The 17,432-nt window shown below is 70.1% G+C and carries 19 protein-coding genes; 13 read left to right on the top strand and 6 right to left on the bottom strand.

Annotated elements, in window-relative coordinates:
- The first annotated feature begins 10 nt into the window (after positions 1-10).
- The 5 genes from BIU96_RS18700 to BIU96_RS18680 are packed head-to-tail and all read left to right on the top strand — an operon-like array spanning position 11 to position 6,744.
- A complete protein-coding gene (locus tag BIU96_RS18700) occupies positions 11-1,300 on the top strand; it encodes an ABC transporter substrate-binding protein (protein WP_071294106.1) in 1,290 nt (429 codons plus the stop codon).
- A 47-nt stretch (positions 1,301-1,347) separates the two neighbouring features.
- Positions 1,348-2,283, top strand: coding sequence for a carbohydrate ABC transporter permease (locus BIU96_RS18695; RefSeq protein ID WP_083403084.1), 936 nt, complete (start codon positions 1,348-1,350; stop codon positions 2,281-2,283).
- 14 nt (positions 2,284-2,297) lie between these two features.
- Positions 2,298-3,152, top strand: coding sequence for a carbohydrate ABC transporter permease (locus BIU96_RS18690; protein ID WP_071294105.1), 855 nt, complete (start codon positions 2,298-2,300; stop codon positions 3,150-3,152).
- The gene (locus BIU96_RS18685) at positions 3,149-5,431 is read left to right on the top strand and encodes a glycoside hydrolase family 3 N-terminal domain-containing protein (RefSeq protein ID WP_071294104.1); all 2,283 of its coding nucleotides are present in this window, start codon (positions 3,149-3,151) and stop codon (positions 5,429-5,431) included. Before BIU96_RS18690 ends, BIU96_RS18685 begins: the two co-directional genes overlap by 4 nt.
- Positions 5,428-6,744, top strand: a complete 1,317-nt coding sequence (locus tag BIU96_RS18680) for a glycoside hydrolase family 125 protein (protein ID WP_071294156.1) — start codon at positions 5,428-5,430, stop codon at positions 6,742-6,744. The genes BIU96_RS18685 and BIU96_RS18680 overlap by 4 nt, the downstream gene beginning before the upstream one ends.
- Here the strand turns inward: BIU96_RS18680 and BIU96_RS18675 are convergent.
- Both BIU96_RS18675 and pgm read right to left on the bottom strand, forming a co-directional pair.
- Positions 6,741-7,646, bottom strand: a complete 906-nt coding sequence (locus BIU96_RS18675) for a hypothetical protein (protein ID WP_071294103.1) — start codon at positions 7,644-7,646, stop codon at positions 6,741-6,743. The genes BIU96_RS18680 and BIU96_RS18675 overlap by 4 nt on opposite strands.
- A 13-nt stretch (positions 7,647-7,659) precedes the next feature.
- On the bottom strand, positions 7,660-9,279 hold the full coding sequence (pgm, locus tag BIU96_RS18670; RefSeq protein ID WP_071294102.1) for a phosphoglucomutase (alpha-D-glucose-1,6-bisphosphate-dependent): 1,620 nt from the start codon (positions 9,277-9,279) through the stop codon (positions 7,660-7,662).
- A 79-nt stretch (positions 9,280-9,358) separates the two neighbouring features.
- Between pgm and BIU96_RS18665 the strand changes: the two genes are divergently transcribed.
- From BIU96_RS18665 to BIU96_RS19620, 8 genes are all read left to right on the top strand, one after another.
- A complete protein-coding gene (locus tag BIU96_RS18665) occupies positions 9,359-10,264 on the top strand; it encodes a DUF6177 family protein (RefSeq protein WP_071294101.1) in 906 nt (301 codons plus the stop codon).
- The gene (locus BIU96_RS18660) at positions 10,261-10,623 is read left to right on the top strand and encodes a DUF6507 family protein (protein ID WP_071294100.1); all 363 of its coding nucleotides are present in this window, start codon (positions 10,261-10,263) and stop codon (positions 10,621-10,623) included. The genes BIU96_RS18665 and BIU96_RS18660 overlap by 4 nt, the downstream gene beginning before the upstream one ends.
- Positions 10,620-12,323, top strand: coding sequence for a hypothetical protein (locus BIU96_RS18655; protein WP_071294099.1), 1,704 nt, complete (start codon positions 10,620-10,622; stop codon positions 12,321-12,323). The genes BIU96_RS18660 and BIU96_RS18655 overlap by 4 nt, the downstream gene beginning before the upstream one ends.
- Positions 12,320-12,631: a hypothetical protein gene (locus tag BIU96_RS18650; protein WP_071294098.1), complete on the top strand. Its 312-nt coding sequence runs from the start codon at positions 12,320-12,322 to the stop codon at positions 12,629-12,631. Before BIU96_RS18655 ends, BIU96_RS18650 begins: the two co-directional genes overlap by 4 nt.
- A gap of 56 nt (positions 12,632-12,687) precedes the next feature.
- Positions 12,688-12,993, top strand: coding sequence for a contact-dependent growth inhibition system immunity protein (locus BIU96_RS18645; RefSeq protein ID WP_071294097.1), 306 nt, complete (start codon positions 12,688-12,690; stop codon positions 12,991-12,993).
- A 3-nt stretch (positions 12,994-12,996) separates the two neighbouring features.
- The gene (locus BIU96_RS18640; protein WP_071294096.1) at positions 12,997-13,347 is read left to right on the top strand and encodes a contact-dependent growth inhibition system immunity protein; all 351 of its coding nucleotides are present in this window, start codon (positions 12,997-12,999) and stop codon (positions 13,345-13,347) included.
- A gap of 102 nt (positions 13,348-13,449) precedes the next feature.
- The gene (locus BIU96_RS20525) at positions 13,450-13,866 is read left to right on the top strand and encodes a contact-dependent growth inhibition system immunity protein (protein ID WP_368072984.1); all 417 of its coding nucleotides are present in this window, start codon (positions 13,450-13,452) and stop codon (positions 13,864-13,866) included.
- Positions 13,863-14,237 carry a contact-dependent growth inhibition system immunity protein gene (locus BIU96_RS19620; RefSeq protein ID WP_139200151.1) on the top strand — a complete coding sequence of 125 codons (375 nt, stop codon included), beginning with the start codon at positions 13,863-13,865 and terminating at the stop codon, positions 14,235-14,237. Before BIU96_RS20525 ends, BIU96_RS19620 begins: the two co-directional genes overlap by 4 nt.
- Before the next feature lie 476 nt (positions 14,238-14,713).
- Here the strand turns inward: BIU96_RS19620 and BIU96_RS18630 are convergent, their stop codons facing one another.
- From BIU96_RS18630 to BIU96_RS18615, 4 genes are all read right to left on the bottom strand, one after another.
- A complete protein-coding gene (locus BIU96_RS18630; protein WP_071294094.1) occupies positions 14,714-14,959 on the bottom strand; it encodes a hypothetical protein in 246 nt (81 codons plus the stop codon).
- 118 nt (positions 14,960-15,077) lie between these two features.
- A complete protein-coding gene (locus tag BIU96_RS18625) occupies positions 15,078-15,740 on the bottom strand; it encodes a bifunctional 2-polyprenyl-6-hydroxyphenol methylase/3-demethylubiquinol 3-O-methyltransferase UbiG (protein ID WP_071294093.1) in 663 nt (220 codons plus the stop codon).
- On the bottom strand, positions 15,737-16,369 hold the full coding sequence (locus tag BIU96_RS18620; protein WP_071294092.1) for a DUF2064 domain-containing protein: 633 nt from the start codon (positions 16,367-16,369) through the stop codon (positions 15,737-15,739). Before BIU96_RS18620 ends, BIU96_RS18625 begins: the two co-directional genes overlap by 4 nt.
- Complete coding sequence (locus tag BIU96_RS18615; protein WP_071294155.1) at positions 16,366-17,151, bottom strand: glycosyltransferase family 2 protein; 786 nt, start codon at positions 17,149-17,151, stop codon at positions 16,366-16,368. Before BIU96_RS18615 ends, BIU96_RS18620 begins: the two co-directional genes overlap by 4 nt.
- Positions 17,152-17,432 lie beyond the last annotated feature (281 nt).

Raw genomic sequence — 17,432 nt, 5'->3', positions numbered from 1 at the left:
GGGAGGCACCGTGACGGACGGCATCAGCAGGCGCACCCTCCTCGGAGCCGGCCTCGGCGCCGGGCTCCTCGCGCCGATCCTCGCCGGGTGCAGCGCGCTCACCCCGGCCTCGAGCGGGCCGGGGACCCTCAGCGTGCACACCCAGCTCAGCGGCGCGGTCGCCGGGGCGCAGACGTTCACGGACGTCGTCGCCGCCTACCGCCGCCGGACCGATCGCGACGTCGCACTGCTCTCGAACGGGTCGGACCTGCCGATCGTGTTCGAGACCAGCTCGCTCGCCGGCAAGGAAGCGGACGTCGCGATCGTCAACATGGTCGGTCGGACGCTCTCGTGGACCGGAGAGCACGCCACGCTCCCAGTGAACCGGTACCTCGACGAGTGGGGCCTGCGCGACCTGATCATCCCCGAGGCGATCGACGAGTGGACCGACTCCGAGGGGCGGGTCCGGGCGTTCCCCTTCACCCGGACGAACTGGCCGGTGTCGTACAACACCGCGCTGCTCGAGCAGGCCGGGGTGAGCGAGATCCCCACCACCTCCGACCAGCTCATCGCCGCGGCGGACCGGCTGCGTGCCGCCGGGATCGGGCCCGTGACGGTCGGCGGGTCGGACTGGAGCGGACAGAAGCTGCTGATGCAGGTCATCCAGGGGTTCGTCTCGCAGGACGAGGCCACGACGGTGTTCTCCACCGGCAAGATCTCCGAGAGCGCCGGGGCCGTCCGCGGGGTCGAGCACTTCGTCGAGCTCCGCGACGCCGGGGTCTTCGTCGACTCCGTCCAGGGCTTCACCTCGGACTCCGAGCTGACGCAGTTCAACACCCGCAAGGCCGCGATCGTCCCCGCGATGTCGTCGGCCCTCGCGCTCGTGTCGAAGGAGCGGGCGAAGGAGGTCACCGTCGGCGGCTGGCCGGTGCCGTCCCAGCATGCGGCGATCGCCCACCCGAGCGTCATCAAGAGCTACAACGGGCACGGCATCTGGATCAGCGAGAACGGCCGCGACAAGCTCGACCTCATCAAGCCGTTCGTGCAGTACCTCTACTCGGCCGCCGTGACGAGCGAGTTCATCCTCGACTCCGGTCGCGACATGAGCCGCGTCACGGACACCGTCAGCCGCGACTTCCCGCTGGTCGCCCAGGCGTCGAAGCTCACCGACGACCAGGTCACGCCGGTGATGCTCCCCGACCTGCTCGTGCCCGACTCGGCGTACGAACCGATGATCCGCGCGACCTCGCTCGCGTACGGCACCGGCACCTCGGCCGAACGGATCATCGACCTGTTCGAACGGGCCTACACGGCCGCCTGAGCCGCACCGGTCCCCAGCAGCCCCACCCGTCCCGCTAGGAGCTCCCCATGGCAGTGCTCGTCGAGGAACCACCCGTCCGGTCCGCCGGCGCACCACCCCGCCCACCCCGTCGGCGCACCGCGGTCGGCACCGCCCGGGGCAGCTTCCCGACCTTCGCGATCCCGGCGCTCGCCTGGTACGGCCTGTTCATGATCGGGCCCGTCGTGGCGATGATCGTGATCGCCTTCCTGAGCTGGCCGGGCATGCTCGTCAGCCCGACCTTCGCCGGCCTCGACAACTTCCGGGTGCTGTTCTCGGACGAGACGTTCTGGGCGGCCGTCCGGAACAGCTCCGTGCAGATCGTCGTCGGTCTGCCGATCATGATCGTGCTCGCGTTCCTGCTCGCCTTCCACGTGGTGCAGAAGCCCCGCGGACACCGTGTGCTCCGGTACCTGCTCTTCATCCCCGCGCTCATCTCGGCGCCGGCGACCGCGATGATGTTCTACGCGATGCTCAACCCGGACGGGCTCGTGAACGGGGTGCTCGAGACCGTCGGGATCGGTGGGAAGGCCTGGCTGGCCGACCCGTCCACCGCCCTCGGCGCGCTCATCGTCGTCGACCTGTGGGCGGGCATCGGCTACTCGGCCGTGCTCATCGCGTCGCGCCTCGACGGGGTCGACGGCGAGGTGGTGCAGGCGGCGCGGATGGACGGCGCCGGGTCGTGGCGGCTGGCGTGGGGCGTCTACTGGCCGATCGCCCGTGACTTCATCGGCGTCGTGGCGATGCTGCAGTTCCTCTCGATGCTCTTCAGCTCGGCGCAGAACGTCCTGCTGCTCACCCAGGGCGGCCCGGGCACGGCGACCACGACGCTGTCGTACCTCGTGTACCAAAAGGCCTTCGTGGACACCGACCTCGGCTACAGCCAGGCGGTCGGGGTCGTCCTCTTCGTGTTCGGCCTCGTGGGCATGTTCATCATCCGCCGCGTCCTGCGCAAGACGCACTGACCAGGGAGGCCACCATGGCGAAAGCGACCCCCGGCACCAAGCTCCGCGACCGGATCGGCTCCATCACGAGCGGCACCGTGGCGTGGATCTACGCGGCGCTGCTGATCCTGCCGTTCTACTACTTCGTCGTCTCGTCCTTCAAGGACAACGACGGCATCTTCGAGTCCCCGTTGGCGCTGCCGGCGTCGTGGGACCTCGGCAACTTCGCCGACGCGATCCGACAGGCGTCCCTCGGCACGGCGATCGCGAACTCGGCGATCACGACGGTGGCGGCGCTCGTCCTCACCCTCCTGCTGGCCCTGCCGGCGTCGTTCGCCCTCGCACGGGCCACCGGCCGCGCCGGGAAGGTGGTCGAGGGGCTGTTCTCCCTCGGGTTCCTCATCCCGTCGTTCGCCGCGCTCTTCCCGACGTTCCTGCTCGCCGCGGGGATGGGGCTGTTCCACACCCGGACGTTCCTCGTCCTGCTCCTGCCCGCGACGGCGATGCCCCTGGCGATCGTCATCCTCACCCAGTTCATGCGCACGATCCCGCGCGAACTCGAGGAAGCGGCGTCGATGGACGGCGCGTCCCCGTGGCAGGTGATGCGGCAGGTGTACCTGCCGATCTGCATCCCCGGCATCGCCACGGTGCTGCTGCTCAACTTCCTGTCGTTCTGGAACGAGTACCTGTACGCCCTGGTGCTGATCGGGCCGGACACCGCGCAGCGCACGATCCAGGTCGCGCTGCCGACGCTCAAGGTCGACGCGGGGACGAACTACGGCATGCTCATGGCCGGCACCCTGTTCACGCTGCTGCCGGTGTACCTCGTCTACACGATCCTGCAGCGGCAGATGCAACGCGCGCTCGTGTCCGGGGCGATCAAGGGATGACCCCGATCACCCCGATCACCCCGACCACCCCGACCATGCTCGACGTCCGAGCCCGGATCGGCCAGGTCAACCAGCGGCTGAAGGGGTGGGAGGCCGTCCGCTGGGTCGACGGCCGCCCGCGGATCACCGACGTGCTGCGGGCCGAGGTCGACCGGTGGGGCGGCATCGGGGCGGTGTACGGCGTCCTCCGCGCCGACCCGTGGTCGGGCGTGCACTGGGGCAACGGGATCCCGCCGGAACGCTCGGCCGAGGCCTACGCCGCGGTCCAGGACCACGTGGTCGCCCACAGCGACGGGGCCGTCCCGACCCTGTTCGTCGAGGAGGTCCCGCACGGCCTGCAGGCGCTCGGCGGCACCACCGTGCCGGTGAACCTCGCGCTCGGCGCCGCGATGGACGCCGAACTCGTCGAGGAACTCGCCGCCGCCGTCGCCGCCGAGGTGCGGGCCCGCGGCACCCACGTGGCGCTCGTGTCCGGGCTCGACGTGCTCCGCGACCCGCGGTGGGGCCGCGCCGAGGAATGCTGGTCGGAGGACGCCCGGCTCGCCGCGATCATGGTGCGCGCGACCGTCCGGGGCATGCAGGGCGGCGGTGCCGGACCGATCGACCAGCAGCACGTGGCCGTCGTCGCGAAGCACCTCGCCGGACAGGGCGCCGGCATCGGCGGCCGCAACGGGTCCGGTGCGCCGATCGGTCGTCGGGAACTCGCCGAGGTGCACCTGGCGCCGGCCCACGCCGCCGCCGCGGAGCACGTCGCCGGGTTCATGGCCGCCTACAACGACGTCGACGGCGTGCCCTGCTGCGGCAACCGCGAGCTCCTCACCGACACCGTCCGCGACGGGTGGGGCTGGGACGGCCTGGTGATGGCCGACGGCACCGCGATCGACCGCCTGCGCGACACCACCCCCGACCCCGCGACCGCCGCGGCCGTCGCGCTGCGGGCAGGGGTCGACCTGAGCCTGTGGGACGAGGCGTACACCCACCTCGACGAGGCCCTCGACCGTGGGCTCGTCGACCTTGCCGACCTCGACCGCGCGGTCGGCCGGGTGCTCGCCCTGAAGGAACGGGTCGGGCTGCTCGGCGGCCCGCCCGTCCCGCCCGTACACGACCCGGCGCGGGAGCGTGCCACCGCGGTGCTCGCCGACCGGGCCGCCCGACGCGCGGTGGTCGCGCTCGACACCCGTGCGCTGCCGCTGGCACCGGACTCGACCGTCGCCCTGCTCGGACCCAACGCCGACGACGTCGACGCCCTGCTCGGCGACTACTCGCCGCCGCGACCGGCGCCCGACCCGGGGACGTCCACCGTCCGCTCCGCCCTGGAGGCGCGGCTCGGCCCCGACCGGGTCCGCCACACCGCGGGCAGTCGCCTCCGACACCCCCTGCCGGACTCCGACGCCGCGGTCGCCTCGGCACTCACCGGGGCGGACGTCGCCGTCGTGGTGCTCGGCGGGTCGAGCCGCCGCGCCTACGACGACGGCTTCGAGGACAACGGGGCGGTGAGCGGCCCGGCGCCGGACACCACCAACGGTGAGGGCGTCGACCTGGCGTCCGTCGCGGTCCCGGAGGCGCAGCTCGCCGTGCTCCGGCGCGCGCACGCCTCTGGTCTGCCGGTCGTCGCGGTCGTGGTCGACGGCCGACCCCGGGTCCTCACCGAGGTCCGGGCGTTCGCCGACGCCGTCCTCGTCGTGCCGTTCCCCGGTCCCACGGGCGGCGCCGCGGTCGTCGACGTGCTCTTCGGGGCGCCCGCCGAGGGACGGCTGCCGGCGACCTGGCCCGGAGCCGACGGGGTCGTGCCCGTCGCGCACGACGAACGACTCGAGACCGCGCGCGGGTACGTCGACGTCACCGCCCCGAACACCGTGACCGGCCTGCCGGGGCCGGGGCGGGCAGTGGACGTGGCACTCGGGGAGGCGACCGACGCGATCACGGTGTCGCGCCTCCAGGCCGGTGGGACGGTCCGCGTGCCGGTCACCGTCACCAACGCGTCCCCCGTGCACCGACGGGTGTCGGTCCCGCTCTGGGGGCGGCGACGCGAACCGGGGGTGCGACCACGACGGCGGGTGCTCCTCGCCCTGCTGACCGTCGACGTGCCGCCGGCGGGGGCGGTCGCGTCCTCGTTCGTGCTCGACGCCGAGGCCCTCGGCACCTGGGGGAGCGACCTCCGCCCCCTGGCCACACCGCTCGAGCTGGACTGCTGGACCGCCGACCAGCTCGACCCGCCGGGCGACGCGCAGCGTGTGCGCGTCACCGACGCGGACGGAGCCGTACCGTGGATCCGGTGACGACGACGACACTCGACCACGAGATCACCCAGACCGTGCGGCGGGCCGCCGAGCGGGTCCGGACCGCACTCGGGCAGGACACCGGCGACCGCGTCGAGCGGGCCCTCGTCCGGACGCTGACCGACACGATCACGGTGGACGACGACGGGGCGTTCGTGATCACCGGGGACATCCCGGCGATGTGGCTCCGCGACTCCACCACGCAGATGACGCCGTACCTGCGGCTCGTCGACCGTTCGGCGGGCGGATCAGCGGCGCTCGCCGACCTGCTGTGGTCGGTCGTGGCACGCCAGTTCCGGCTCATCGAGCACGACCCCTACGCGAACTCGTTCAACCGCGAGCCGGACGGCGCGCACTACGACGACCACGACCTCAACGCCGATCCGCTCGTGTGGGAGCAGAAGTACGAGGTCGACAGCCTGGCCTACCCGGTGACCTTCGCGCACGCACTGTGGCGGGCGACCGGTTCGGAGGCGGTGCTCGACGAGCGGGCGCACCGGGTGTTCCGCACGATCGTCGAGCAGTGGGCGCTCGAACAGGACCACGACCGGTCGTCGTACCGGTTCGTCCGGCCGGGGGCGATCGCGACGGAGACGCTCGCGCGCGACGGTCGCGGTACCCCGGTGGCGGTGACGGGGATGACGTGGAGCGGCTTCCGGCCCTCCGACGACGCCTGCACGCTCGGCTACAACGTGCCGGCGAACCTGTTCGCCGCTCAGGCGCTGCTCGCCGTCGCCGAGATCGCACGCGCCGTCTGGCAGGACGACCGCCTGGCGGACGACGCCGACGTGCTCCGGTCCGCGATCCTGGACGGCGTCGCCCGGTACGGCGTCGTGCGGGGGCCGGCGGGGCAGCCCGTGTACGCCTACGAGGTCGACGGCCTCGGCGGCGCGCTGCTCATGGACGACGCGAACACCCCGTCGTTGCTGTCCCTGCCGCTCGACGCTCCGGACGTCCTCGACCCGGAGCTGTGGGCGGCGACCCGTTCGCTCGTCACGTCACCGGCGAACCCGTACTGGTTCTCCGGCACCGTCGCGTCCGGCATCGGCAGCCCGCACACCCTGCCGAACCGGATCTGGCCGATCGCGCTCGCCGTCGAGGGCCTCGTCTCGGCGTCGGGCGAGCGGCGCCGGGAGCTCCTACGGCTGCTGGCGGCGACGGACGCCGGCACGGGCGACATGCACGAGTCGTTCGACGTGGACGACCCGGCGCAGTACTCGCGTCCGTGGTTCTCGTGGGCGGACGCGATGTTCTGCGAGCTCGCCCTCGCGACGGCGGAGGACGGCGTCGACGGGGCTGCTCCCGACGCCTAGGCCGCTGCGGCCTCTTCCAGCGCCTGCTGGAACCGCTCGTCGACCTCGATGCGCATGGCGCCGGTCTCCTCGTCGAAGCCCGACACCGTGCTGACCCGGCCGTTCCGCGAGAAGAACAGCAGCGGGGACAGCGGGCCACCCGGCAACCCGCGCTCGGTGTTCGTGAGGACCTGCATGAGCATGCCGGCCAGGGTCTGCACCGCGGCGATGCCGTCGGCGCCCCGGAGCGGGGCCGCGAGCAGCAGGTGGCGGTGCGGGATCGCGAACACCGTGCCGTAGGGCGCCGAGCCGAACACGGCGGGCAGGTTGACGGCCTTCGACGCGACGAAGAGCGACTCGCCCTCGACGACGAAGACGCCGGGCGTGAGTTCGGTGTGCTCGTCGACCGGCTCGGAGTCGGTGTTGAGCTGGCCGATGGCGAACAGCTCGTCGACGCCGAGCGACAACCGCTCGAGCGACGGCGTCGAGATCGTCGTGACCATCGTCGGGTAGTCGACGCACAGCCCGAGCACGAGCCCGGGCGCGAACGGTCGCGCGTAGGACAGGTCGGTGGGGTCGGACGGCACGGCGGCGTCGTCGGCGAGCACCCGGAGCCGGATGCGCTCGCGGAGCTCGTCCGGGTCGAGGTCCTCGACCGGCGGCTCGCTGTACGCCTGGATCATCCGGTCGAAGTGCTCGGCGACGATGTCGGCCTGCACCGCCGGGGTCTCGCCGCGCACGAGCGACGCGAGGTTCTCGAGCAGGAACACCCGGCCGTCGGTGGCGATCAGGCGTGCCTCGCCGAGGTCACCGGCCGGGCCCTCGACCGTGGTCTCCATCCCGCGCTCGGCGAGGGCACGCTGGGCGAGCACGACGAGGCTCGGTGCCGCCTCGTCGGGCTTCCTCCGTCCGAACCACCCCATGCGCGCGGCGGCGTCAGGCGCCGAGGGCGGCGTCCACGATCTCCTTGGCTTCACGCTGCACCTGTTCGAGGTGCTCCTGCCCGACGAAGCTCTCGGCATAGATCTTGTAGACGTCCTCGGTGCCGGACGGACGGGCCGCGAACCACGCCTTGTCGGTGACGACCTTCACGCCGCCGACCGCTGCGTCGTTGCCCGGGGCCTTCGACAGCTTCGCCGTGATCGGGTCGCCCGCCAGGGTCTCCGCCGTGATCGCGTCGCCGTCGAGCTTGCCGAGGCGGGCCTTCTGGTCCTTGCTCGCGGCGGCGTCGACGCGCTGGTAGACCGGGTCACCGAAGCGCTCGGTGAGCTCGTCGTAGAGCTGCGACGGGGTCTTGCCCGTCACCGCGATGATCTCCGACGCCAGGAGCGCCAGGATGATGCCGTCCTTGTCGGTCGTCCAGGCGGTGCCGTCCTTCCGCAGGAACGACGCCCCCGCCGACTCTTCGCCACCGAACGCGACCGAGCCGTCGATGAGCCCCGGCACGAACCACTTGAAGCCGACCGGCACCTCCCACAGGCGACGGCCGAGCGACTCGGCGACCTTGTCGATGATGCTCGACGACACCAGGGTCTTGCCGATCGCGGCGTCGTCGCGCCAGGCCGGACGGTGCGCGTACAGGTACTCGATCGCGACGGCGAGGTAGTGGTTCGGGTTCATCAGTCCGCCGTCGGGCGTCACGATGCCGTGGCGGTCGGAGTCTGCGTCGTTGCCGGTCAGGACGTCGAACTCGTCCTTCCGGGCGACCACGGAGGCCATCGCGCTCGGGCTCGACGGGTCCATCCGGATCTTGCCGTCCCAGTCGAGCGTCATGAACGACCACGTCGGGTCGACGTCGGGGTTCACGACCGTCAGGTCGAGGCCGTAGTGGTCGCGGATGCGGTTCCAGTACGGCAGGGACGCACCGCCCAGCGGGTCGGCACCGATCTTCACGCCCGCACGCTTGATCGCGTCGATGTCGATGATGTTCTCGAGGTCGGCGACGTACGCGCCCAGGAAGTCGTACCGGTCCGGCGTCGCCTGCTCGGTGCGCAGCACCGCGGCGTTGCCGCCCTCGATGATGTCGTTCGCCCGGTTGGCGATCCACGACGTCGCGTCGCTGTCCGCGGGGCCGCCGTGCGGCGGGTTGTACTTGAAGCCGCCGTCACGCGGCGGGTTGTGGCTCGGCGTGATCACGATGCCGTCCGCGGTGTCGGCGTGGCCCGCGCGGTTGTAGGCGATGATCGCGTGGCTCAGTGCGGGCGTCGGCACGTAGCCGTTCTCGCTGTCGGCCAGGACGTGCACGCCGTTCGCGGCCAGGACCTCGAGCGCGGTGCGCTCGGCCGGCCCGGACAGCGCGTGCGTGTCGCGGCCGATGAACAGCGGGCCGTCGGTGCCCTGCGTCTGCCGGTACTCGACGATCGCCTGCGTGATGGCGGCGATGTGGGTGTCGTTGAACGCGGAGTCCAGTGACGAGCCGCGGTGGCCCGAGGTGCCGAACACGACCTTCTGCTCCGGCACGGACACGTCCGGGACGCGCTCGTGGTAGGCGGCGATGAGGGCGTCGAGGTCGACGAGGTCGTCTGCGGTCGCGGGGGTGCCGGCGCGGTCGTTCATGGGTCCATCCTGGCACCCCGGCCACTCGGGCGTTCTCTTCGTATCCGACATGTTGGCGAACAGCGGTAGGGTCGGGTGCATGGGGGAGACGATCCGCGCGGACGCAGCGCTGCTCGCCGCCGTGCATGCCGGCGACGCTGCGACGTTGCACACCGCGGCCGGTGCCGAGATCTCCTGGGCGGCGCTGCACCTGCTCGCCCAGCACGGATTCCGCTGGAAGCCCGAGTGCCCCGACGATGCCGCGCGCGGCCCGGTCGGGCACCGACTGCACGTCGACCTCACGATCGAGCACGCCGCGCGACCCGGGATCGCCCTCGGCGCGACCCCGGCGCGGTTCCTCGCACGGGCGCTCGACGTCGACGTCGCCTCCTCCCTCGCCGAGGGGCTGCCGCCGCTCGAGCCTGCGCTGATGACGGCCATGGCGGAGCGTCGGTCGCCGCGGGCGGCCACCTTCGTGGTCACGGGCACCCACGGAGCAGTGGTCGGCGGCGTGCTGACCGTGGAGCGCGGCCCGCGGACCGTCTTCGAGACGCTCCGCTGCACGGTCGCAGTACCGGACGCTCTCGACCGCACCGACGGGTTCCGTGGGGTGCGTGACGGACTGGAGGCGGGCCTCCAGGCCGTCATGCTCGGTCGCCATCCGCAGTCAGCCCTGTTCTCCACCAGCCGTGGCCGGGCCGACGGCGTCGTGGACACGGCGATCGCGGGGCCGCCAGCGCCGCTCGGGGTCTTCTCCGGTGCGCGCGTGGCGCGCGCCCGCGGCCTGCTCGAGCGCCGACGCGAGCTCGGCGGACACCTCGTCGGTCCGGCGCACGCACCCGGCCTCGTGATCTGGTTCCACGGCACCGAACGCGATCGGTGGGCCGCCGCTGCCGGACTTGGTCGGCGGCTCGGTGATCTCCGAGCAGATGCGATGCATCCCGAGGACTTGCTGCGGGACCGCGGGAACCGCGACGATGGCACGCGGACGGGGGGAGAACGATGAGTGCGCAAGGGTGGAAGATCGACCTGGCCGGGGTCCAGACCGTGCTGCACGACGTCAGTGGATCGGTGAACGGCACCGCCAGCGCGCTGCAGTCCGTGCAGGGCGGGGTCGCCGAGGTCGCCGGGGGTGCGGGTGACGTGGTGAACGAAGCGCTGGGCGCGTTCCTGACGAAGACGCAGGACAACGTGGACCAGGTGACCTACCGCCTCATCGGCGGGGTGCAGGGTGTCACGAACGCGGTCGACGCCTACAAGGCGGGCGACCTGGACATGGCCGCGAACGCCCAGCGTGCCGGCGTGACCGCGGCGGACACCCACGACGTCTCGTTCTTCGTCCAGGCAGCGGAGCGCCAGCGGTGAGCGGCGTCGCGTACGGCGACCACGGTCTCGTCAACCCGGCCGGGATCCCCGGGGCCGATCTCGACCTGGTCGCGGTCTCGACCGGCGCCGACAGCATCAAGACCGGCGGCACGTCGATGAAGACCGTCGCCGACGACCTGCCGGCGAAGTGGCAGAAACTGTCCGGAGTGTACGAAGCGCCGGAGTCCGACCAGGTGTTCGCACTGATGGACCCGGTGACCGAGGACGTCCACACGATCGGCGGGATCGCCCGCAAGGTGGCCGCGGCGCTGGAGACCTACGCGAGCACGGCGGCTGGCCCGAAGAAGCAGCTGGACGTCCTGCGGAAGGAGGCGAAGGCATTCGTCGCCGACGTCGAGGACGGCGTCACCCGGGCGAAGCAGGTCCCCATCCCGAAGTCCGCCGCCGAATGGGACGCCTACGACCCGGGGAAGTACGACGGCGAGACGGAGACCGTTCCGTGGTACGACGACCCCGGCGCGCTGTTGCAGAACAACGAGCTCGTCCGGCAGATCAACGAACAGGTGGCACTGCTGCAAGCCGCCCAAGCCGAGTGCGCGCTCGCGATCAAGCGTGCCGCGGGCGCCAGCGTGAAGAAGGCGTACAGAGCGCCCTCCGAGAGCGATCTCAACGAGCGGGGCATCGACCTCCCCTGGTCTCGCGTGGGAACGGCGAAGGGAAAGTCCTGGGCGGAACAGTTCGAGGACGGCTTCAAGGACGACATCCTGACGACGATCCTGGGTCTCACGCACCTCGGCGGCTGGGACAACAGCGGGGACTGGAGCTGGGGCAACCTCGGCTCGGCGTGGAAGGGTGCGGCACACGGAGCAGTGTCGTTCGAGATGCTCGTCAACCCGCTCGCCTGGGGATGGGGCTTGCTCGACCCGAACGGGTTCGCGGGACGGGCGCAGAGCGAGGCGCGCGACGCGGCCTCGAAATGGGCGTCTGGAGCGTGGGACAACCCCGGGTTGGCGCTCGGAGCGAGCGCGTCGGTGCTCGGGTCGGCCGCGATCGGCCCCGAGGCGTTCGGTGCTCGCGCGGCCCGCGCCGAGAAGTTGTTGGGCGACCTGGATCGAGCGGGTCAACATGCGCTGCGTTCGGATGTGGAGAAGTGGCTGAAGTCCGGTGCGTCCGCCACTGACGTCGACGCGCTGCACGACATGGTGACGCGTGCTTCCGCGAATCAGAGCTTGGACCCGAGCGGGAGTTCTTTCGAACGCCTCCTCAACGAAGAGTTGGCTCGTTTCGCCCGAGAACACTCCGGGAAGCAGCTCGTCTCGCAACGCTTCGACCCAAGCGCCTTCCTTCGCGAGGGCGGCGTTACAGGCGCTGACGCGCGCGGTGCCCACGTCGTTTCACGCCACGTTGTGAACCCGGTGACCGGCACACACTTCACCTGGCAGGACCTGCGCGATTCCCCGAAACCGCGAGCGACGGCGTTTTCTGGTGCGACGAGTGATGTCGATGAACTCCTGGCAGGCTTCCTCGAACACAAACGTGAGGACATTCAGCGGTGGCTGGATGGTGATGATGATGCATTTATTGAATCGATTAAGTTCAAAGAGTCGATCGGTTTCGGAAAGGTTGATGGACAGATGCAGTCCGATATTCGTGCTATGACCGTTGTCTTGGTGAAGGATGCCAGAAGTACACTCGGGTACCGGATGATCAGCGCTTATCCTGACGGGACGATCAAATGACGGAATACTCGGAGATCAGGCGGAGAACGCCCAAGCTAACTAATATGTTCAGTGCTTTGTTCTATCAACAATGGTACGAGGACCGGACCGCGAACGAGACTTTGATGCTGGCTTTCGGTCAGCGCGACCAAGAGTACCGTGGTCGTGTAGCAAAAGAAATCGAGCTCTTGCTCAATCAGCTTCATTCCGAGCAAGAAGCCGAGGAGTACCTGATCTCATTCGACGTCGATGTTGACTTCAATCGGGACTTCCCGGAAGGGGTACGTAGTTGGCTCCGGGCGGCACCGGCTGTCCTCGCCGACTTGTGAGTCGGTGTGCAACGCGCTTGTGTGCTTGAGGCTGGCCAAGCGAGCAGAGGTAGGAAATGGACTACCGAGCCGAATTGTCGAAGCATCCGCTCGTCCGGAACCTGCTCAGCGCGGTCTTCAACCAAGACTGGCGAGAGGACTACGACGCTGTTGAAGAAGTCTACGAAGACTTGCTCGACGACGAGCCGAGTCACATACGCTTGGATCGTGCGGAACAGATCGAGGCGTTTGTCGCTGCGCGCTCGGAGGATGGGATCGACGAGGTGATCCGTGCAAGACAGGCGGGCATCAGTCAGCGCGTCGACCCAGGAATGAGCGGCCGAGAGCGGTTGCTGGCTGTCTCGCACCGGTTGCGTCGATAGACCGTGGAGAACAATGAATTCTTCAGGGAGGTTGCGGCTCGTGCGCCTGAATTCAAATCACTTCTCGCTGCGGAGTTCAACTACGACTGGGAGCTGGATTGGCCGGATGTCGAGTCTGTCCTGGTTCATGACCTCGACGGTGCGTCGTACTCTGAGAACGAGCAGTACCGAGACGAACTGGACTACTTGTTGGATGCTCTGCCGACCGAAGGTGTCGCGGACGAATTCTTCAAATTCGTCGGCTCTGGGCTTTCGCCGAAGGCGGACCTCGGCAAGTCTGCGCGCACGTGGATGGTTGAGCTGCGGGATCGCGTTGAGAAGAACTGCGCGATCAAAGAAGGAGATGCGGGATGACACGGTCCATCAGCTGGGCGCTATGCCGAAAGAGTCCTACTTCACGAGTGTTGAACGTGCGAGCGAAGTTCGGCAAACGTACTCGACTTCACTCCGTAGCGCATGCGTCGGTGGGTTGCGGCAAGGGCGGTTCGCCCACCCGTGCCACAACACGGTTTTTTCCAGCCGGTTTCGTTGAAGGTGGACATGGACTTCGAAGCGCTGAAGGCTCGAACCCCTGCAATCTCCTCGATCTTGAGTGGTGCCTTTCACCAAGACTGGCAAGACGACTGGGACTCTGCGGAGGACGTTTGGCGAGCCGCAATCGATGACGCACCCTCCCCGCAGATATCACAGCTCGACGCTGACTCAGCGCTGCTGATCGAACACTTGCACACCGATGCGGACGTGTTGAGATTCATCTCAGTGAATGCGTCCGGGTTCTCCCCGCAGCTCGATGCCATGCGGGAGCCGAGACAGTGGCTCCGTACGCTTCACGCGCGAGTGCAGACGCGAACGGACCGCGAGGGTGCTCTGTGAGTGACGAGGCCTTCTACCGAGATGTGGTCCGTCACGCACCGAGGATGACGTCGCTGCTCGGGGCGGAGTTCAACTTCGATTGGCGACTCGACTGGCCCGATGTGGAGTCAGTACTCGTACAAGACGTCGACGATGCTGACCTGGCAGGCAACCAAGAGCTGCAAACGGAACTCGACTATCTCTTGAGTGCACTCGAAACCGAAGCCCTGGCAGACGCGTTCCTCGTGCATGTAGATTCGGGCCTCGATCCCCTCGCTGATACTGGTGAATCGACCCGTTCATGGCTGATCAAGGTCCGGGAACGTGTCAGGAGGAACACCGCGTCACTGGGAGACCTTGATCAGCGTGATCAGTTGGGCGGGGCGGTGTGATGTGCCAGCGGGCCCGAGCGCGGAAGTCCGCTCGACAGCGCAGGGATCACATGGGAGGGCAATGATCGTCAGGAGGAGCCCTCAGGGGACCGGGCAACGGTTCGACTCATTGATCTCGGAGAAGACGTCGCGTATCGATTCCTCATGTGGGAGTTCCCCTACAACGATCGGCCGCGAGGATGGCTGGGCGACCAGGCACCGGACACACAGGATCGGTTTCTCCGTGCGCTCGAGTGGGCACGACTGCATCCCGCCGAGTGGTCGCCGCAACTCATTCAGCAACCGATGGCGGAGTCGGGGCCGTGGGTCGACGAATGTACTGGTGAGCGAGGAGTGCGACTCCGGGCGAGTGCCGGCGTGAGTCGACACGAGGGCTGACCGGCACCCGCACCGAACCAAGCGAGCGGCCGTCCAGCCCGGAGTGAAAGGGGGAGACCCCGGGAGGACGACCGCTCGCGGTCTGGGGAGGCAGTGCCTCAGGCGGTGCGGAACGATCCGGTCGCGGTGCGGAGCGAACCGGTCGCGGTGCGCGTCGAGGACGTCGCGGTGCCGGGGCGCCGGAACTGCGTGTCGACGAACCGGCCGAGTGCACGGCCGATGCCGGTCCCGGTGTAGGTACCGATCGGGCGCCAGGCTGCGGTGACGGCGTAGCCGCCGAGCTCGTCGCGGGCTTCGAGGCCGGTCACGTAGGCGCCGCCCAGGGGGTTCTGACGGTTCTGCATGGGTGCTCCTCGTCGTCGTGCCGAGGGTCGTCGGTCACCAGGCCGGCGACCGCGACGCCGTCGGCTTGATGACACCCAGCCTACCTTCTACTTTTGCATCACGCAAAAGAAGGAAGGCTCAGGCGAGCAGCTCGCAGAACGTCCGGCCGCTGGCCGTCCAGCTCTGACGCGCGGTCAGCCCGGCGCGCTCGGCGTGCTCGAGCAGCGCGTCGACCCCGACCTCGGCCCAGGGGAACCCGGCGCTCTGGTGGCCGTCGGCGTCCACGACGCGGGCGGTGAAGGTGCGGTCGGCCTCGTGGTCGACGTGCGTCTCGACGATGACTCGGCCGCCCTCGCGCACGATCTCCCGGCACCGGGCGAGCAGGGCTGCAGGGTCGCCGCCGATGCCGATGTTCCCGTCGATGACGAGTGCGGTGTCCCAATGTCCCTCGTCGGGGACCGGCTCGAACACCGAGCCCTGCAGTGCGGTGCCGCCGGAGCGCCGGGCGATCGCCACTGCCTCGGCGGAGACGTCGACGCCGAGCGCCGGGATGCCCAGCGCCTGCGCGGCGACGAGCATCCGCCCGGGCCCGCAGCCGATGTCGATCACGGGGCCGTCGGCGCCGTCGAGGAGCGAACGGTCGACGCGGTCGGCAGCGGCGCTCCAGCGGCCAACGTCAAGCGTGACCTCGGCGTCCGGGCGCTCGGGGTCGGTCAGGCGGATCCGGCCATCGGTGCGGAGCGCGCGGGCGTAGGGCTCGCCGCCGCCGGCGCCGAACGAGACTGGTGCGTGCATGGTCATCGGGGGCTCCCCACGGTTTCGGCGCGCAGGGCCCCGGCGAACCGGGAGTCCGGCACGAGTGCTGCGACGCGCTCGGCATCGGGCACGGTGTCGACGTCGAGCAGGACCCCGAGGACGCCCACGTCGAGGCCGGCATCGGTCAGACGTGCGAGCTGCACGGCTCCGGTGTCGTCCTGCGACATCGGGACGCCCCGGAGGTGCGCGCCGTTCGGCTCACGCAGGTACAGCGACCAGAAGCCGCCGTCTTCAGCGGGACCGAACCAGGCGTCGCGCGACGGGTCCTCGAACACCGGGGCGACGTCGGCGGCGCTGCACTGCGGCGTGTCCATGCCGACCAGCAGCGTCGGGCCGTCGACGGCGTCGAACAGCGCGCCGAGGCGTTCGTCGAGCCCGCCGGTGGTCTGGTGGATGACATCGAAGCCGTCTGCCCCCTCGGGCAGGACGGTGCCGTCGAAGAACAGGACGCGGCGTGCGGCGGGCAGGGCTCGGACGGTCGCGAGGGTGTCCGCGAGGCTCGCCGCGGCGACACGGGCGGCTCCCTCGGGGGTCAGCGCCGGCGTCAGCCGGGTCTTCACCTTGCCGGGCAGGCACTCCTTCGCGACCACCGCGACGGTGATGTCGGCGGTCACGAGCGCGCACCGTCCGTCGTCGAGGCGGCCATCTCCGGGGTGGACCCGGCCGACTGCCCGACGGGTGCCGGTGCGACGATGCGGCCCCGTGCCTCCCTGCTGGCGGTCTGCGCCGCTCGGCGGTACGTGCGGAGCAGGCGGGACATGTCCTTGACGGCGTTGATCGTGCCGCGGAGCGTGCCGGTGACCTTGCTGTCACCGATGCGCTGCGCGTACCCGATGTCGGACTCGTCGACGCGCCAGCCCGCCGCGTGGGCGGCGAGGACCATCTCGAGCGGGTAGCCGCTGCGGCGGTCGCGGAGGTCGAGGGCGACCAGGTCCTCGCGGCGCATCACGCGCATCGGGCCGAGGTCGCGCAGCTTGTAGCCGGTGGCGCGGTGCATGAGGACGGCGAGCACGCGGTTCGCGAAGCGGGCGTGCGGCGCCCATGCTCCGGGCGTGGTGGGGACGCGACGACCGAGTGCGAGGTCGGTGTGGCCGGTCGCGACACGTGCGACCAGCGGGACGAGTTCGGCGGGGTCCATCGAGGCGTCGGCGTCGCAGAAGGCGACGTACTCGGCTGTCGCGGCGGCGACACCGGCGGCGCAGGCCGAGCCGAACCCCTTGACGGGTTCGGTGACGACGAGTGCGCCGTGTGCGCGGGCGACGTCGGCGGAGCCGTCGGTCGAGCCGTTGTCGACGACGATCGCCCGGTAGCCGGTGGGCAGGCGGCCGAGGACCTCGGGGAGGGCATCGGCCTCGTCGAGACAGGGGAGGATGACGTCGACGTTCATGACTGCCATTCGGTGCCCTCGTGCGGACCGACTGGTGTCGGGCCGTTCCGCGCGCGTCGCGGCGGGCGATCGGTCGGTCTCGTCGGCGGCCGGCTGTCGTTCCATGCCTTCGAGCCAACACGTCGCGGCGCCGCGGGGTACAGGAACGACGTCCCCCGCTGGACGTTCTGCGCACTCGGTACGCGTGGTTCCCCCTGATCGGGGGACAGGGCGTCCACTGCTGTGGGGACGCGGCGGGCAGCGGGTCGGCCTGGTCGGGCCGGCTGGCGGTCCGGCCGTGGTCCGGCCGG

Source organism: Curtobacterium sp. MCBA15_008 (assembly GCF_001865065.1).
Lineage (GTDB): Bacteria > Actinomycetota > Actinomycetes > Actinomycetales > Microbacteriaceae > Curtobacterium.
Note: the sequence above shows the minus strand (reverse complement) of the source record. Positions and strands in the feature narration are given on the sequence as shown.